Source organism: Streptomyces sp. NPDC058051, from assembly GCF_042885475.1.
In the GTDB taxonomy this organism is placed as follows: domain Bacteria; phylum Actinomycetota; class Actinomycetes; order Streptomycetales; family Streptomycetaceae; genus Streptomyces.
The window spans coordinates 94,199-107,992 of record NZ_JBHVRW010000007.1 but is presented as its reverse complement, the minus strand read 5'-3'; the positions used below and the strand labels follow the sequence as shown (position 1 = coordinate 107,992).

Below are 13,794 nucleotides of genomic sequence, written 5' to 3'. Positions count from 1 at the left end.
CGCCCTTCTGGAATCCACGGCTTTCACGGTGTGTGACCGGTTTCGCTGAGCCGCTCGTTCTCGCTTCGAGGACGAGCGGCTCAGCGGGCAACCAACTCCGGGAGGTCAGAGGAGTCGGCCCGTGCACAGCTATCGTGAATTGCTCGGCACAAATTTCGACGGCCGGCCGACGGACGACACCGACGACGTGATCCACCACGCGTTCGTACTGTTCCCCGGCGTGTACCCGGGCACACCGCCGCCCGGGCACGGCACGCTCGTGGCGCCGGGGCAAGGCGACCCGGCTGATCCAGACGGCGCTCGACACTGCGGACGGCGGCCGACCACACATGACCTGGGGGACATCGCATGACCAAGGACGTGATCGCGCTCACCGAGCGTGTGCCGGACGCGCTGAGCGTTCTGGCGGGCCTGCTCGCGGGCGGCCCAGACCTGCTGGTCGAGACCGCCGGCGAGGGTGCCGTGGTCCAGCTGTGTGACGCCGAGGGGCGGCCGCTCGTCTCGATCGAGGTGCCGCTGCTGCTCCAGGTGCAGGGTGAGGCGGCCCGGTTGCTGGGGCCCGACGTCGAGCCGCCGGGCGACGGTCCGGCGTGGTGGGTCGAGGCCCGCGCCGCCGCGGGCGTCCCCCAGGCCGAACAGCTCGCAGGTGCCTTCGCAGCCCGGCTGACCATGCTCCTGGGCGGCAGGGTCTGGCCGCCGGATGCCCCCGGCACCGTCGGTGCGGCCCGCCCGGTCGATGTTTCGGGCGTCACTGCCGTACCAGCCCCTGCTGCTGCCCAGCCAGCCGTCGACATGCTTACCGACAAGGCTGCCGTTGTTCTCCAGGACCGACCGGTCGTCCCCATGACGAGCTGGCTTTCCGAGGCGCTGCGGGCCACCGTGGACAGCGACCGATGCCTGCAGATCGTCACCCCACCGCACTGCCGTCTCTCCCTGCCCACCCGCATGCTGCTGCAGTCCGCGCCCTCGCGCTGGGTGGTGCAGGACGAGCGGTGCGGCTATTACGACGGGCTGACCGGCGCGGTACTGCGCTGGCAGGACGACGCCTTCTCCCCGGTTCGGGACGAAAGCGGTGAGACTCCGGTGGCAGAGGCCTTCGCAGAGGTTCGGCCCAGCGGCGAGCGTCAGCTCGTCGTTTCCTTCCGGACCCTGCACCCTCCCAGGGCGGACCTCGTTCTCGGCGGCGCGCTGGAAGCCGCCTGGCAGGCGCTGACCGGTGGCCCGCCAGCCAGCTGGGGGACATCGGAGCCGGCCGGTCTGGCCTGGTCGAGGCGGCAGCTGACCGAGCTGGCGTACGAACGTGCCCCACGGCCCACCTGGACGGTGGTCGTCGGCGCCCCAAACCAGCCCGCCGTCGCCACCCTGCGCGTGATCCGCACCCCGGAGGGCGTAGAGGAGGACATCACCCTCACCATCGGCTACGGCCCCGGCGAGAAGCCGACCCTGGAGGCACTGCCGGAGCTGGCCGACGAACTCGTGACCCGGCACGGGCTCAAGACCATGCTGTGCCAACTGCGCGCGGCACGCCGGGACCTGAGCGCCCCGCCCCACTTCGAGCACCCGCCGCTGCCCTACGCCTTCGTGCTGGGCCCCGCGGAGGTCCGGGAAGCAGGACGCGACACCGCGAGCAGGACACCGCTCAAGGAACGCCCGGTGCGACTGGGCCCGAACGCCCGGCCCGGCTTCTACTACCCGCTCGGCGACGGAGAGACCGCCGAGAGCTGGCACGCACTCGAGCAGCTCATGCGCCATCTGCGAGGGGCACCGCCCACCTGAACGATCACGCATGGTGCGCTCGGTCGCGCGCTGCGTCCGACCGAAAGACGGACATGCTGGTGCCGACATGCCCCGCACAGGAGCGACACCCCGCTTCCCGGCTCTGCCGCCCACCAGCCCGGCGAGGCCCTCGGAACGGATACGTGGACGGCGGCACGCCAAGCTGACGCCCATACAACTGGGTCCAAGAACGCGGACGCCGCGTGAGCGAGCGCATCGAGACCGGTCGCCCTGCTGACATCCGACAGCGACGACATGACCGAGCTCTGCGGTAGCCAGGTCCGCATCGTCCCTCTCTGACCCACCAACCCACCCGGAGCACGCAACTTGGCAGGCTCCGCTGCAATGGCACCACCCGTACCCCATCCGTGCCCAGCAGAGCGGACAACAGCGGTCATGTACGGCTCCCAGGGACCATAGCCAACCATCCCGCCCAGGGGAAAAGCGCAGGTCCAAGCGACTTGGGCCTGCCAAGCACCGCTGATTCCCAAGCTCAGAGCGCGAGTTCGATGCTCGTCACCCGCTCCATCATGAAGGCCCCAGGCCAACGGCCGGGGGCTTCTTTGTTGTCTGGCACCGTTCAGGGGGCCCGCACCAGATCCGCACCAGAAGGCTTCTTCCGGCTCGCTACTGCAGTCACTGTCCGGACGCTAACGAAGAGTGGATTCAAGCAGCAGGTCGCTCAGGTCCGACGGCATGGTGATCATGCAGTCGTGTCCGGTCGGCAGTTCCCGTATCCGTGCCGGGGAGCCGTTGGGCTGTGTCGCGGGGACAGGCCGCCGCACGATGCCTTCCGGCTCTGCGCCGACACAGTGGATGTGCGTACGCGGAACCGAGTCCAAGGCGGGGTTGTCCAGCCGGACCGGTTGCCGCAGGCAGCGCACTGGCTGGTCGGAGAGCGTCGCACGCAGCCATGCGATGTCCGCCGGGTCGGTGACCCCGAACAGCCCGAGGGGCGGAGGCATCTCGGGCAGCGGCGGGATGCGCCAGCCGTTGTCGGACCTGGCAGCCAGGTCGATCAGGTTCTGGGTCATGGGCTGCACGTCGACGGCGGTCTCGCCGTGCTCCGGGACCATCGCGTCCAGGTACACCAGGTGCGCGATCCGTTCCGGCACCTCGTTGGCCACGGACGAGACGACCAGCCCCGCGTAGCTGTGCCCCACGAGCACCACCTCGCTCAGGTCCTCCTCGTGGATCAGCTTTACGACGTCCTCGACGTGCGTGTCGAGCCCCACCTCGGGGCCGAGCAGGTGCGCCTTGTCGCCGTATCCGGTCAGCGAGGGCGCGAACACGCGGTGTCCGGCCGACTCCAGCAGTGGGACCACCCGCTCCCAGCACCGGCCGCTGTGCCAGGCACCGTGGACCAACAGAAAAGTTGCCATGAGGGGATTTCTCTTCCTCTTCGGGGCGTGACGGCACGGGAACATCACGGTTCCTGTTTGTGCCTCGGTACTCTTTGGGAACCGTAATCATCGTGCTGCACCTGCCGCACCCCGATCAATAAGGCACATTTACGTGCCCTGGTTCTCTGGAGGTAACCATGAACGGCACAGCGGGCGGCGAGTCGCGGGCGGCACGAACGGAGGACCCGTGCCAGGCCCGTGAAGTGCTCGGCATCGTCGGCGACAAGTGGTCGCTGCTGATCGTGCGCAACCTCAGCCAGGGGCCACGCCGCTTCACCGAACTCAAGCGGGCCGTCGACGGGATCAGCCAGCGCATGCTCACCGTCACCCTGCGCGGCCTGGAACGCGATGGGATCCTCACACGGACCGTCCGCAATGTCATGCCACCGCACGTCAGTTACGAACTCACTCCGATGGGCAGGACCCTCCGCGAAGCCACCGCGCCCCTGTTGGAGTGGAGCATCACCCACCTGACGCACATCGACGCCGCCCGCGCCGCGTACGACGCCCGCCCCGACACCTCGCCCGCCTGACCCCGGCCCCGGCCCCGCCCCGGCCCCGGCTGCACACCACCCGGCGATCACCATCGGCCACGCAGCCCGGACCAGGCAGCCCCGTCCGAGCGGTTGCCCGCACGTGAGCCCCGCGCCATAACGTCCCATAACGCGCCAGTAGCGGCGGTAAACAGCGGTCAACGAGGTGCCAGAAGAGACCGACAGAACGGGATCACCAGAGACTGTTCCCGCAGATCAGCGGCTACATCTAGGCCCAGGCGCCGGGTGATTCCCAAGCTCAGAGCGCGCGTTCGATGCTCGTCATCCGCTCCACAGCTCGAAACTCCCCCAAGCCCAGCGGTCGGGGGCTTTTTTTGTTGCCCGGACCTCATGGGGTCCGGGCAACAATCACGTGCCATAGAAATGCACGACACGCCAGATCGCTTCTCCTGCGCCGGCGGTCAGGGGAGCCCGGCGGCCTCCAGGTCGCCGAAGAGTGCGTCGGGGGAGACAAGGAGCACGGTGCGGAGCGGTGCCTCCATCAGAGCTGGATCGACCGGTACGCCCATCACGTGCTCCATCAGAGCTGGATCGACCGGTACGCCCATCACGTGCTCCATCAGCGCCAAGGACTCGGCGCCCAAGGTATCCAGGTGAAAGGCGACGCCGGTCGCCCACGAGGGAATCTCGGGCACGGGGTCCATCCAAGCCGCGTCTTCCAGGTCGGCGGGATCGAACACGCCATCCACTCGTCCATCGAGCGCGTGGATGACCTGGGAGTGACCGTTGACCGCCTGCTGAACGCGGAAGAACTCACCCCCGTTCACCGAGGCGCGCCTGGCGATCTCCGGGATGCTTCCGCGGAAGCCCCACTCCTGCCCCGGGCGCGCGGCGACCACCGGCATGTCAGGTACTGATGGATGCCGAGATTCCCGGAAGGAAACGGCTGACCCCGGGCGCTCACCGATGGCCCAGCCGACGCCGGGGCAGCGAGAGGCTTGGCGTGCGGGGCCGACGGAACCGGGTACCGTCTTCGTCATGTTCTTCCAGACGCCGATTTACGAGTGAGGGCGTGATGGGCCCCTGCCGACGTCCCTCGACGTCGCCGCGCCCGTCCCCCACCGATGAATCCCTAGATCACTTCACATCATTCCGGGAGAACCCATGACCGTGAGCAAGAACATCAACAACCCCGTGGGCATGGGCGGCGGCCAGCGCAAGAGGCTGTCCCGCGCCGAACGGCAGAACAACGGTCCGCACCGCAACCTCGACCGCCAGGGTGCCGCCGATCTGAAGGCGGAGCTGGTGCGCAAGATGCGCGAGAAGGCAGGCGCAGCCGAGGGCGCCGGGCAGACGGGCGACGACACCGCCCAGAGCTGACGCACCGCCGCCGCAGGGCGGCACCGCACGGGGCAGGGGCCCGGACCGCGACGCTTGGGTTCTGGGGGTCCTCGCAACACCGCCTGGTTTTAGGTGGTGAGCAGATCACGCAGACGCTCGGCTGGGGTATCCCAGTCGAGCGTCTTTCGTGGGCGGCCGTTGAGTTCCTGGGCGACGTGTTCGGGGTCTGCGCACGTTCCCAGAGCGCCTGCTCTACTCCGACGAGCGCTGGGCCTTCGTCGTTTACAGGCCCGAACTCCTCGTCCTTGACGTGGGTGTGCTCGCTTCCGACGCTGAAAAGCGTGCGGCGCTCGACTACATCATGAACGCGCTCAGCAAGGGCCCGCACGGGCAGTTTCAGACCAATGGGAATCTGTTCCAGAACATGCTCCGCAGGCTCGCGCCGGCCCGCCCCGAGATCCACTGGGAGTTCAAGCGACCGACCACAGCCGCATAGGACTCAGGTACTCAGGCGTGGCGGCATCTGCGGCTCACACCTCTTCTCGCCCTCGGCCAACACCGACCGCCCCAGAAGCTTGCGGACCGGGTACGCCCAGCTCATCCGCCAGGCCGCCTCCACGCACGCCGACCAGATCCTCGCCGACCCCGCCGCCAATGCACTCACCCCGCGATGCCGACGCGGAGACCGCAGGCCACGATCCCGGACGCCTGTTGCAGCAGGCAGCAGACGAACGCGCCCTCGACGACGCCCGCTCCCCGGCACGCACACTGGCCTGGCGCGTACAACGGCTCTCACAAAGGCCCGCTCCAAGCCGACGAGCTCTCGTGGCAGGGGCACGCAGCACCGTTCCACGCCCTGTGGCTTCCCCGCAGCCTGCGGCATCGGCCACGCCCACCCCTACGTCTCGGCCTCGGCGCAGGTGATCACGGCTGGGCGGCCACCCTGGGCGTGAACAGGTCGAGCGCTTCCTCCCAGTGGAAGCGGTCCGCGCCACCGCCGGCCTTGGGGGGATGGGGTTCGTAAGAACCGATCAGGATGCCCATCGCGCGCAGCTTCCGCAGGCTCTCGGCGTACGCGGGGTGAGCGGCCTGGGCAGAGTTCACGTACGGCAGGGCGGCGGTGGGGGTACCAAGGCCGTACGACTCGCACAGGATGCCCAGGGCCAGGGTGTCCGAGATACCGGCCGCCCACTTATTGATCGTGTTGAACGTGGCCGGGACAACGGCGATCGCATCCGGAGCCGGAAGCGGACGAGGGTCGTCAGGAGAACGCCATGCCGAACGGATCGGGTACCCGGTCTGGGCTACGACGGCCTCCGCGTCGATGAAGCCCAGACCCTGCGGCGTGGCGACGACGGTCGCGGGCAGCCATGTCCGCGACCAGCTCCCGGATGGCCGGGCGCCGGATGTCCTGCGCCGCACAGCTCTCCGCGATACGGAGCGCCTGGTATCCGTCGGCGAGCCGGCCCTGCCGGCTGTAGGCGCGGGCCGTTTCGGCCCAGAGGGCCGCGCGCCGCTCGGGGCGGGAATGTGTCGTCGCATGAGGGATCGCGGTGCCTCCAGAGCAAGCCCGGCGTCGCCGAAGGCCACTGCCGCACTGCCCCCGTGCAGGGCGATACCCCACAAGATATTCGAGATATTCGAGCACCTGGTCGATATGCCGGCGGCAGCGAAGTGGGCGCCATTTCGACGCATACTCCAGTATGCTTTCCGTATGTCCTCGACGACTCGTATCACCGTCACGCTGCCGAGCGACCAGGTGGCAGAGCTCCGCAAGCTCACGGACAACGTCTCCGGTTACGTGGCGGAAGCAGTCGCCCGCCAGATCCGGCACCAGCTGCTGGGCGACGACCTGCGACGCCATGAAGATGAGCACGGGAAGTTCAGCGACGAGGAGCTCGCCGAGGCCCGCTCGAAGATCCTTGGCGCCGCCGGCTCCTCCAAGGACGCGGACGCCGCATGAGCGAGCGCATCGAGACCGTTGTCCTGGACTCGGAGGGGCTTTCGGCCTGGATCGCGCAGGACCGCAAGTTCCTCGCGCTGCTCCAGGTGTTCCACGAGATGGGTGCCGACCTCGTCATCGCCGCGAACACCATCGTCGAGGTCAGCCATTCGCGTATCAACCTTCCGCGTCTCAACTGGGCGCTGTCGCGGATCAAGGTGGAGCCAGTCACGGAACAGGCGGCAAAGGCAGCGGCAGAACTCCTCAAGGGAGCCGGACTGCATGGCCACAAGTACGCCATCGACGCGACGGTGGCTGAAGTGGCACTGCGCCAGCCACGGCCGGTCGCGCTGCTGACGTCCGACAGGGACGACATGACAAAGCTCTGTGGGAATCAGGTCCGCATCATCTCCCCCTGAACTGCCCGAGCCTCTGCGGACCCCCGTCGCCTCGTCGACGTGGTCATCGGCACGCGGCCGCAGTGACCGTTCACGACGCTCCCGATGCCGTGCCCCGCCGAGCGGTCAACAGCGGTAACCAGGGGCGTCGAGCCCTCTCACAGGCGGCGCGAACCATCGTGATGTTGAGGGTGGCCCCGGACCGGCCGGCCAGGGTGTGCCCGGTGTGACGAAGGTCGTAGAAGCGAAAGCCGTCCGGCAACGTGCCAGTAGGGGCGGTAAACAGCGATGCCGACGCCCTCACCGGCCAGGGCGAGGCGCTGCGCGTGGGACTGGCTCAGTCCCGGGGCGCTGCGCGGGGGGACTGGCTCAGTACCGAGGCGCTGCGCGGGGGGACTGGGTCAGTACCGAGGCGCTGCGCGGGGGACTGGCTCAGTCGCACGACTGAGCGCGGGTCTCGCGCAGGCCCGCGATCATGACGTCCATCAACAGCTCATAGCTGTCACCGAGGTTCTCCGGGAGGCCGAAGCCGCCCTGGGCCTCCAGGACCGCGAACCCGTGGACGGCCGCGCGCAGGCATCGGGCCGCGTGGATCGCGGCGGATTCTCGCATGCCGTAGGCGCGCAGAGTGGCGGTGATGACGGTGACCAACCGTTGGCCGGCGTCGGCGGATCGGGGGTCGGGGCTCTGGATCAGGGCGGCGTACCGGTGTGGATGTTGCTGTACGAATCGGCGCCACGTTCCCATGAACGCGCGGATCGCGTCGTCGGCGGAGCGGCCGAGGACAGCTTCCCCGGTCCGGTCCGCGAGCTCGCCCATGATCCGGGCCGAGACCAGTGCGCGCAGCTCGGCGAGATTGCTCACGTGCTTGTAGAGCGACGGCGTGGTGACGCCGGCCCGCGCCGACACCGCCGACAGCGTCAGGGCGTCGGCCCCGTCCTCGTCCACCACTCGCATGGCGATGTCGACCACCGCGTTTGTGGACAGGGCCGTCTTAGGCACGGGTCTCACTCCTGACGAAGTCCATGATGGCCGCGGCGACTTCGGCCGGGTACTGGACGTGTGCGTAGTGTCCCGCACCTTCGATCATCGACAGATGACCGACTCCCGCGGGCATGGCCGCGACGATACCTTCCCCTTCCTTGCGGGGGTCGGGCCAGTCGGGGTCCAGCGTGCCCATGAGGACGAGCGCCGGACGCCGTACGTCGCCGAGGGCGGCGCCGGCGTCTTTGGGGGCGGCCATGCCGAACTTGCTGAGGACGGCCATCCGGCCCGGGCGGCTCAGGTCTGCCTCGATACCGGCCGTGTAGGCGTCGAATCCTTCGGGACGCTGTCCGGGAAAGGCGTGGTCGATGTAGCGCTTCCACCGGGGGAGGCTGCGCAGCACGGTGGCGCCCATCAGGAGCATGGCGCCCTTGCGGTAGCGGGGCTGCCTGAACAGTGCGCCCGCGCTGATCTTCTGGGCGCGGGTGAACGGGCCGATCTCCACAATCGCCGAGACCAGGTCCGGCTCCTGCACCGCGGCGATGGTGGCGGCACCGCCACTGAAGGAGTGGCCCACGATCACGGCGGGGCCGCCCAGGTGGCGGATCAGCGCGAGGATGTCTCCGGCCACCTCGGTACGGGTGTAGGACGCCCAGTCCGCGCTGGACTCCCCGTGTCCGCGCAGATCCAGCCGCGCCACCCGGTACCCGCCGGCCGCCAGCCGCTCGGCCACTTCGCCGTATCCCGCCCGGTTCTCACCCATGCCGTGGGCGAGTACGACAAGCGGGCCTTCACCCCGGACGTCGTAGCTCAGGAACCCCCCGTTGGCATCGAGCTTCTCGCTGACCTGATCCCTCTCGTTAATCCTCATAGCCGTAAGGTTAAAGGCATTAACCATGGATCGCAAGGGGTGGTGACGACACCACCCGCAAGCTGCCCCGTGAGCCTCGGGCCGCCGCCCGCCGCCTCACCATCCGTGATGTATGTGATGTATGTGAAGTCTGGGAACGCTCCTTCGATGAACTTGCCCACAGCGCCCAGCGCCCAGGCCGCTGCGTGAACCTCACAGACCTGCACCGTCGCGCCGGTGATTCCCGAGCTCAGAGCCCGAGTTCGATGCTCGTCACCCGCTCCATGAAAGAAGCCCCGGCCGGCGGCCGGGGCTTCTTTGTCAACATGATCTCCCGTGTGCCCGCCCAGGACTTGGGGTCGCCGATCACCCGGCGGTCCGTCCCGCGGAAGAAGCAGGGCTTGAACGGGGCGGAATTCCGCAACGGGCCCGACACCGCTCGGTGTCGGGCCCGTTGGGCGGTCAGCGCGTGGGCCGGGGGCCTGGTCGGCGCCCCGCCTCATGCGTCAGGCCTGGGAGCCGGCCTTGCGACGGCGTACGGCGAACACCGCGCCCGCGCCGATCGCCAGGGCCGCGCCGCTCGCGAGGGCGAGCTGCGACGTCGCGGAGGACGAGCCCGTGGCGGCGAGGCTGCCGCTCACGGGGTCGGCCGACGCGCCGCTCTGCGGCTTGAGGTCCGAGGTGTTCGGCTTGGTCGTGCTGGGTTTGGCGTCGTCGACCTTGCCGGGCTTGCTGCCCGCGGCGGCGATCAGGAACTCGTAGCCCTCAAGGTCCGGGTTCCCGCCGCAGGTGCCGTTGTCGTTGAAGTAGTCACCGGCGACGAAGGTGATGCCGTTGCCCGCGGGGGCCGAGGCGTCGATCGTGAGGCGCATCTTGACATCGGCGTGGGCGCCGGCTTTCAGCGGGCTGATGGCGTCCATGTAGTGCTCGTTGTCGACGGTCTTCCACGTCGAGGACGCGGCGGACGACCACTGCAGGTGCACCAGGTCGTCGATGTCGTTGAGCCCGCTCCGGTCGGTGGCGTGGACGTAGGCGAACGGAAGCACCTCGTCCATCGTCTTCTTGGTGCCGTTGGTCACCCGGAGGTTGAAGGTGACCTTCGTGCCGGCGACGACTGTGGACGGCAGACCCGTGACGACCGTGGTGAGCTTGGCCTCGGGGACGCAGTCCTCGCCGTCCTCGCCCTCTTCCTTCGCCTTGGCCAGTGCCTCGTCGGCGGCGGTCTTGTCAGCGAGCGCCGCCTTGGTGGCCTGCTGCGCCTGGCCCAGCGTCCGGACTGCGGCGACCCGCTCGTCGTCACGCGCGTCCACGGCTTCCACGGCCTTGGCATCGGCAACGGCCTTGGCCTCAGCGGCGGTTGCCGCGTCGGCTTCCGCCTTGGTGAGAGCCGTCGCCGCCGCGGCCTTCTCGTCCTCGGTAGCCGTCTCCGGGAGGGCGTCGACCGCTGCCTTGGCGTCGACGACCGCCTGGTCGGCGTCGGTCTTCGCGGTGGCGGCGTCGGCCGCCGCTGCCGCGGCGGCCTTGGCTGCCACGGCCAGGGGACTGGTGTCGGACAGGAGCGCTTCCAGAGCCGTTTGGGCGGCGCTCTCGGCCGCCACGGCGTCGTCGTATGCCGCCTTCGCTGCGGCGGCGGCCTTTTCCAGCTCCGCGATGGACGGCTTCTTCTGCGTCTGCGCTGCCGGCTTGGCGTCGGCGAACGCGGGGGTGACCGACAGCAGGAGGGCAGGCGTGGTCACTGCGGCTGCAACAGCTGTGGCAAGAATCCGGCGAATCTTCACAAGAGCCCTTCGGAGTCCGAAAAGAAGAAGAAGGGGTCGCAGCGGAATGGAACACGCAGATGCGACTTGAGGTGATCGTATGTCCGGGGCAACGGTCGACCGTCACGACTTTTTCACCTGTTCCGACCCACACCACAACACCGGGACAGACAGAAAAGACGAAAGGGTGCAGTTGCTTTCACTGCCTGTGCTTTCGCTGTGAGGAATGCCACATGCCCCCGGACGCGTCGTTCTGCGTCGTTCCGGCGCCGCCCCACCCGGCGAGCCCGATTCCGATTCTCGTCACCCGCTCCGCAAGGAAGCCCCGGGCCAGTGGCCCGGGGCTTCCTTGCTGCCTTGTCGCTTCTCCGTCCGGGCGGCTTTCGTCAGTGGTCAGGCTCTGCTGTTCATGCCTGTCCGTCCGCTGGTGCTGCGGGGCCGGTGCCGGGGTCGGGGTCGGGGTCGGGGTGCGGGTCGGATCCGAGTCCAGGTGCCGGTGCCGAGTCAGGGTGCCGGTGCCGGTGCCGGTGCCGGTGCCGGTGCCGGTGCCGGGTGTCGGTGCGGGCGAGCCTCGTTCACCGTACGGGGAAGCCGAAGGAGTACCCCTGCTGCTTCAGCCAGGGCAGGATCTCGCGCAGAGCGGCCAAGGTCTGGGAGCGATCCCCTCCCGCGTCGTGGAAGAGAACGGTCGGCCCGTTGGCGATCTCGCTCTTGACGGTGGCGACCATGGTGTCCACGCCGGGACGCTCGAAGTCCTTGGTGTCGACGTTCCAGCCCAGCGGCCGCATTCCCCGGGACGCGGCGAGTTGTCGGCTGTACGGGGTGAAAGCACCGCCCGGGGCACGGTAGTACTGCGACCGGACGCCTCCGGACGCCTTGATGATCATGCGTTCGGCATCCAGGATCTGCTGGGACTGGTATGCCTCGGACTTGGTGTCCATGGCGGTGTCGTGCGAGACCGTGTGGTTGCACAGCCGGTGCCCGGCCGCCACGACCGCCTTGACCAGGTCCGGGTACATCTGGGCCTGCGTGCCCACCATGCAGAACGTGGCCTTCACGCCGTTGTCCTTCAGCAGTTGCAGCACCTGCGGCGTCCAGACCGGGTCCGGTCCGTCGTCGATGGTGATGTTGACACCCCGGGCGCCGCGGTCCGAGGCGTGCGCGATGTCCGCCGCCACCTTGTCCACGGTCCCGTCCTGCGGCCGGGCGGCCGGCGTCGAGACACTCGCCTGCGGCTGCCGCCCTCCGGCGGAGTCGGCCTGCGCGGTCCACACGGAGGTGGCAGCGGCCATCGCTGTCACCCCGAGCGCCGCCGCCAGGAGCCGGCCGTACGATCCCCTTCCCTTGTGCCTTGCCATGTCCGCCCGCCCCTTTGCCGTCTCCGCCGATGCCGTGCACCTATGAAGACACACGAACGCCCGTACAAGGTCCCCTGTTACCGATCACGGACGAACCCGCAGGGGGCCGGCGACAAACACAGGGATTCCGCGACAGACGACAGGGACGCGACGGCCCGGTCCACTGGTCGCAGGGGTCTCGCAGTGCAGTCCGTGCAGTCCGTGCAGTCCGTGCAGTCCGTGCAGTCCGTGCAGTCCGTGCAGTCCGTGCAGTCCGTGCAGTCCGACCAGTGTGTCCGCGCTCGATGGAGGGCGGAGGTGCCCATCGCCGACGACGCCGCGGGCCGAGCCCCAGGCTCAGTCAGTCGGTCCCTTGGCCCGCCAGTGTGTGCCGCTGGATCAGCCGTGAGATGTCCTTCGCGGTGACGATCCCCACCAGATGGTGCCCGTCCACGACGAGAATGCGTAGGCCAGTACCCGGGCGGAGCTTGTCGAGAGCCTCAGTCAGAAGATCGCTCGGGGCGGCAACCACGCACTGCGACAGCGGGATCGCCACCTCGCGCACACGCAGCTCCTCCCGGCGCACTCCCGGTACCCGGGCGAGCTTGCTCATCTGAACGATCCCGCTGGGACGGCCTTCGAAATCGAGCAGCGGCACGGCGGAATGGTGGGAATTCGCTGCCACCTCGTCGATGAAACGCCGGATGGTCAGCCAGTCGGCGCCGGTGGTCACCGGGCTGGACATGGCATCGGCGACCTTGACGCCCCGCAGTGATGTGTGGATCACCGCGCGCTGCCGTTCGGTGCCGGCGACGACCATGATGAAGAGACCGACGAGGACGAGCCACAGCCCGCCCGAAGCCCCGCGCAGGAAGGAGATCCAGCCGAAGGCCATCAGAAGCCCGCCCACGACCTGACCGCTTCGGGAGGCGGCCCGATCCGCACGTTCCCGGTCTCCGGTACGCCACCACAACAGCGCCTGCACCACCCTTCCGCCGTCGAGCGGCGCAGCGGGGAGAAGGTTGAACGCGCCCAGGAACAGGTTCGCCCAGCCGAGCCACAGGAGAACGGCGGCGGGCACCGCCCAGCCGGACATCGCGTAGAGCGCGACTCCCGCTCCGAGCGCGGCGCCGCCGATGACCAGGCTGGTGAGCGGCCCGCTGATCGCCACGGCGAAAGCCACCGCGGCTGTCGGCGGTCGCCCCATCCGGGTCATCCCGCCCAGCGCCCACAGCGTCACATCCTGTACCGCGATCTTCTTCCTGCGGGCCGTCGCGGCGTGTGCCGTCTCGTGGAGCAGAAGGCTGCCCATGAGCAGCAGGGCCCCCACGGCGCTGGCGAAGGTGTACACCGCGTTCGAGCGCCCGGGAGTCCACACGGGGAGGGTCTGGCGGCCGAGGCCGTACGCGAACAGGACCACCAGCAGCGGCACGCTCCAGTGCATCCGCAGTGGCACCCCGACAACGTGTCCGATACGAACCGAGCCGTTCATCGTCGTCTCCTGCCGGCTCG

General features: G+C 68.9%; 15 protein-coding genes. 7 read left to right on the top strand and 8 right to left on the bottom strand.

Annotation, left to right across the window (positions count from 1 at the left end):
• Window positions 1–121 precede the first annotated feature (121 nt).
• Window positions 122–352 (top strand): hypothetical protein, encoded by a 231-nt coding sequence (locus tag ACFVUT_RS14025; protein WP_389647988.1) that lies wholly within the window; start codon window positions 122–124, stop codon window positions 350–352.
• Window positions 349–1,776, top strand: a complete 1,428-nt coding sequence (locus ACFVUT_RS14020) for a DUF6177 family protein (RefSeq protein WP_389647985.1) — start codon at window positions 349–351, stop codon at window positions 1,774–1,776. The genes ACFVUT_RS14025 and ACFVUT_RS14020 overlap by 4 nt, the downstream gene beginning before the upstream one ends.
• Before the next feature lie 650 nt (window positions 1,777–2,426).
• Here ACFVUT_RS14020 and ACFVUT_RS14015 read toward each other — a convergent pair.
• The gene (locus tag ACFVUT_RS14015; RefSeq protein ID WP_389647982.1) at window positions 2,427–3,158 is read right to left on the bottom strand and encodes an alpha/beta fold hydrolase; all 732 of its coding nucleotides are present in this window, start codon (window positions 3,156–3,158) and stop codon (window positions 2,427–2,429) included.
• A 158-nt stretch (window positions 3,159–3,316) separates the two neighbouring features.
• On the opposite strand from ACFVUT_RS14015, the gene ACFVUT_RS14010 reads away from it, so the two are divergent.
• On the top strand, window positions 3,317–3,712 hold the full coding sequence (locus tag ACFVUT_RS14010) for a winged helix-turn-helix transcriptional regulator (RefSeq protein ID WP_389647979.1): 396 nt from the start codon (window positions 3,317–3,319) through the stop codon (window positions 3,710–3,712).
• Between the two features lie 422 nt (window positions 3,713–4,134).
• Here ACFVUT_RS14010 and ACFVUT_RS14005 read toward each other — a convergent pair whose 3' ends face one another.
• On the bottom strand, window positions 4,135–4,578 hold the full coding sequence (locus ACFVUT_RS14005) for a hypothetical protein (RefSeq protein ID WP_389647976.1): 444 nt from the start codon (window positions 4,576–4,578) through the stop codon (window positions 4,135–4,137).
• A gap of 259 nt (window positions 4,579–4,837) precedes the next feature.
• Here ACFVUT_RS14005 and ACFVUT_RS14000 point away from each other — a divergent pair, with 259 nt between their 5' ends.
• The gene (locus ACFVUT_RS14000) at window positions 4,838–5,053 is read left to right on the top strand and encodes a DUF6243 family protein (RefSeq protein ID WP_389647973.1); all 216 of its coding nucleotides are present in this window, start codon (window positions 4,838–4,840) and stop codon (window positions 5,051–5,053) included.
• A 271-nt stretch (window positions 5,054–5,324) separates the two neighbouring features.
• Entirely contained in the window at window positions 5,325–5,510 is a 186-nt protein-coding gene (locus ACFVUT_RS13995) for a hypothetical protein (protein ID WP_389647969.1), read from the top strand.
• 428 nt (window positions 5,511–5,938) lie between these two features.
• Here ACFVUT_RS13995 and ACFVUT_RS13990 read toward each other — a convergent pair whose 3' ends face one another.
• Entirely contained in the window at window positions 5,939–6,556 is a 618-nt protein-coding gene (locus ACFVUT_RS13990) for a flavoprotein (protein WP_389647966.1), read from the bottom strand.
• A 172-nt stretch (window positions 6,557–6,728) separates the two neighbouring features.
• On the opposite strand from ACFVUT_RS13990, the gene ACFVUT_RS13985 reads away from it, so the two are divergent.
• Complete coding sequence (locus ACFVUT_RS13985; protein WP_389647963.1) at window positions 6,729–6,977, top strand: hypothetical protein; 249 nt, start codon at window positions 6,729–6,731, stop codon at window positions 6,975–6,977.
• Entirely contained in the window at window positions 6,974–7,375 is a 402-nt protein-coding gene (locus ACFVUT_RS13980; RefSeq protein ID WP_389647960.1) for a PIN domain-containing protein, read from the top strand. Before ACFVUT_RS13985 ends, ACFVUT_RS13980 begins: the two co-directional genes overlap by 4 nt.
• 411 nt (window positions 7,376–7,786) lie before the next feature.
• Here ACFVUT_RS13980 and ACFVUT_RS13975 read toward each other — a convergent pair whose 3' ends face one another.
• From ACFVUT_RS13975 to ACFVUT_RS13955, 5 genes are all read right to left on the bottom strand, one after another.
• A complete protein-coding gene (locus ACFVUT_RS13975; RefSeq protein WP_389647957.1) occupies window positions 7,787–8,356 on the bottom strand; it encodes a TetR/AcrR family transcriptional regulator in 570 nt (189 codons plus the stop codon).
• Window positions 8,349–9,209 carry an alpha/beta fold hydrolase gene (locus ACFVUT_RS13970; RefSeq protein ID WP_389647953.1) on the bottom strand — a complete coding sequence of 287 codons (861 nt, stop codon included), beginning with the start codon at window positions 9,207–9,209 and terminating at the stop codon, window positions 8,349–8,351. Before ACFVUT_RS13970 ends, ACFVUT_RS13975 begins: the two co-directional genes overlap by 8 nt.
• 485 nt (window positions 9,210–9,694) lie before the next feature.
• The gene (locus ACFVUT_RS13965) at window positions 9,695–10,966 is read right to left on the bottom strand and encodes an LAETG motif-containing sortase-dependent surface protein (RefSeq protein ID WP_389647950.1); all 1,272 of its coding nucleotides are present in this window, start codon (window positions 10,964–10,966) and stop codon (window positions 9,695–9,697) included.
• Window positions 10,967–11,520: 554 nt separating this feature from the next.
• Window positions 11,521–12,303, bottom strand: a complete 783-nt coding sequence (locus tag ACFVUT_RS13960; RefSeq protein WP_389647947.1) for a polysaccharide deacetylase family protein — start codon at window positions 12,301–12,303, stop codon at window positions 11,521–11,523.
• A gap of 340 nt (window positions 12,304–12,643) precedes the next feature.
• Window positions 12,644–13,774 carry a site-2 protease family protein gene (locus ACFVUT_RS13955; RefSeq protein ID WP_389647944.1) on the bottom strand — a complete coding sequence of 377 codons (1,131 nt, stop codon included), beginning with the start codon at window positions 13,772–13,774 and terminating at the stop codon, window positions 12,644–12,646.
• Window positions 13,775–13,794 lie beyond the last annotated feature (20 nt).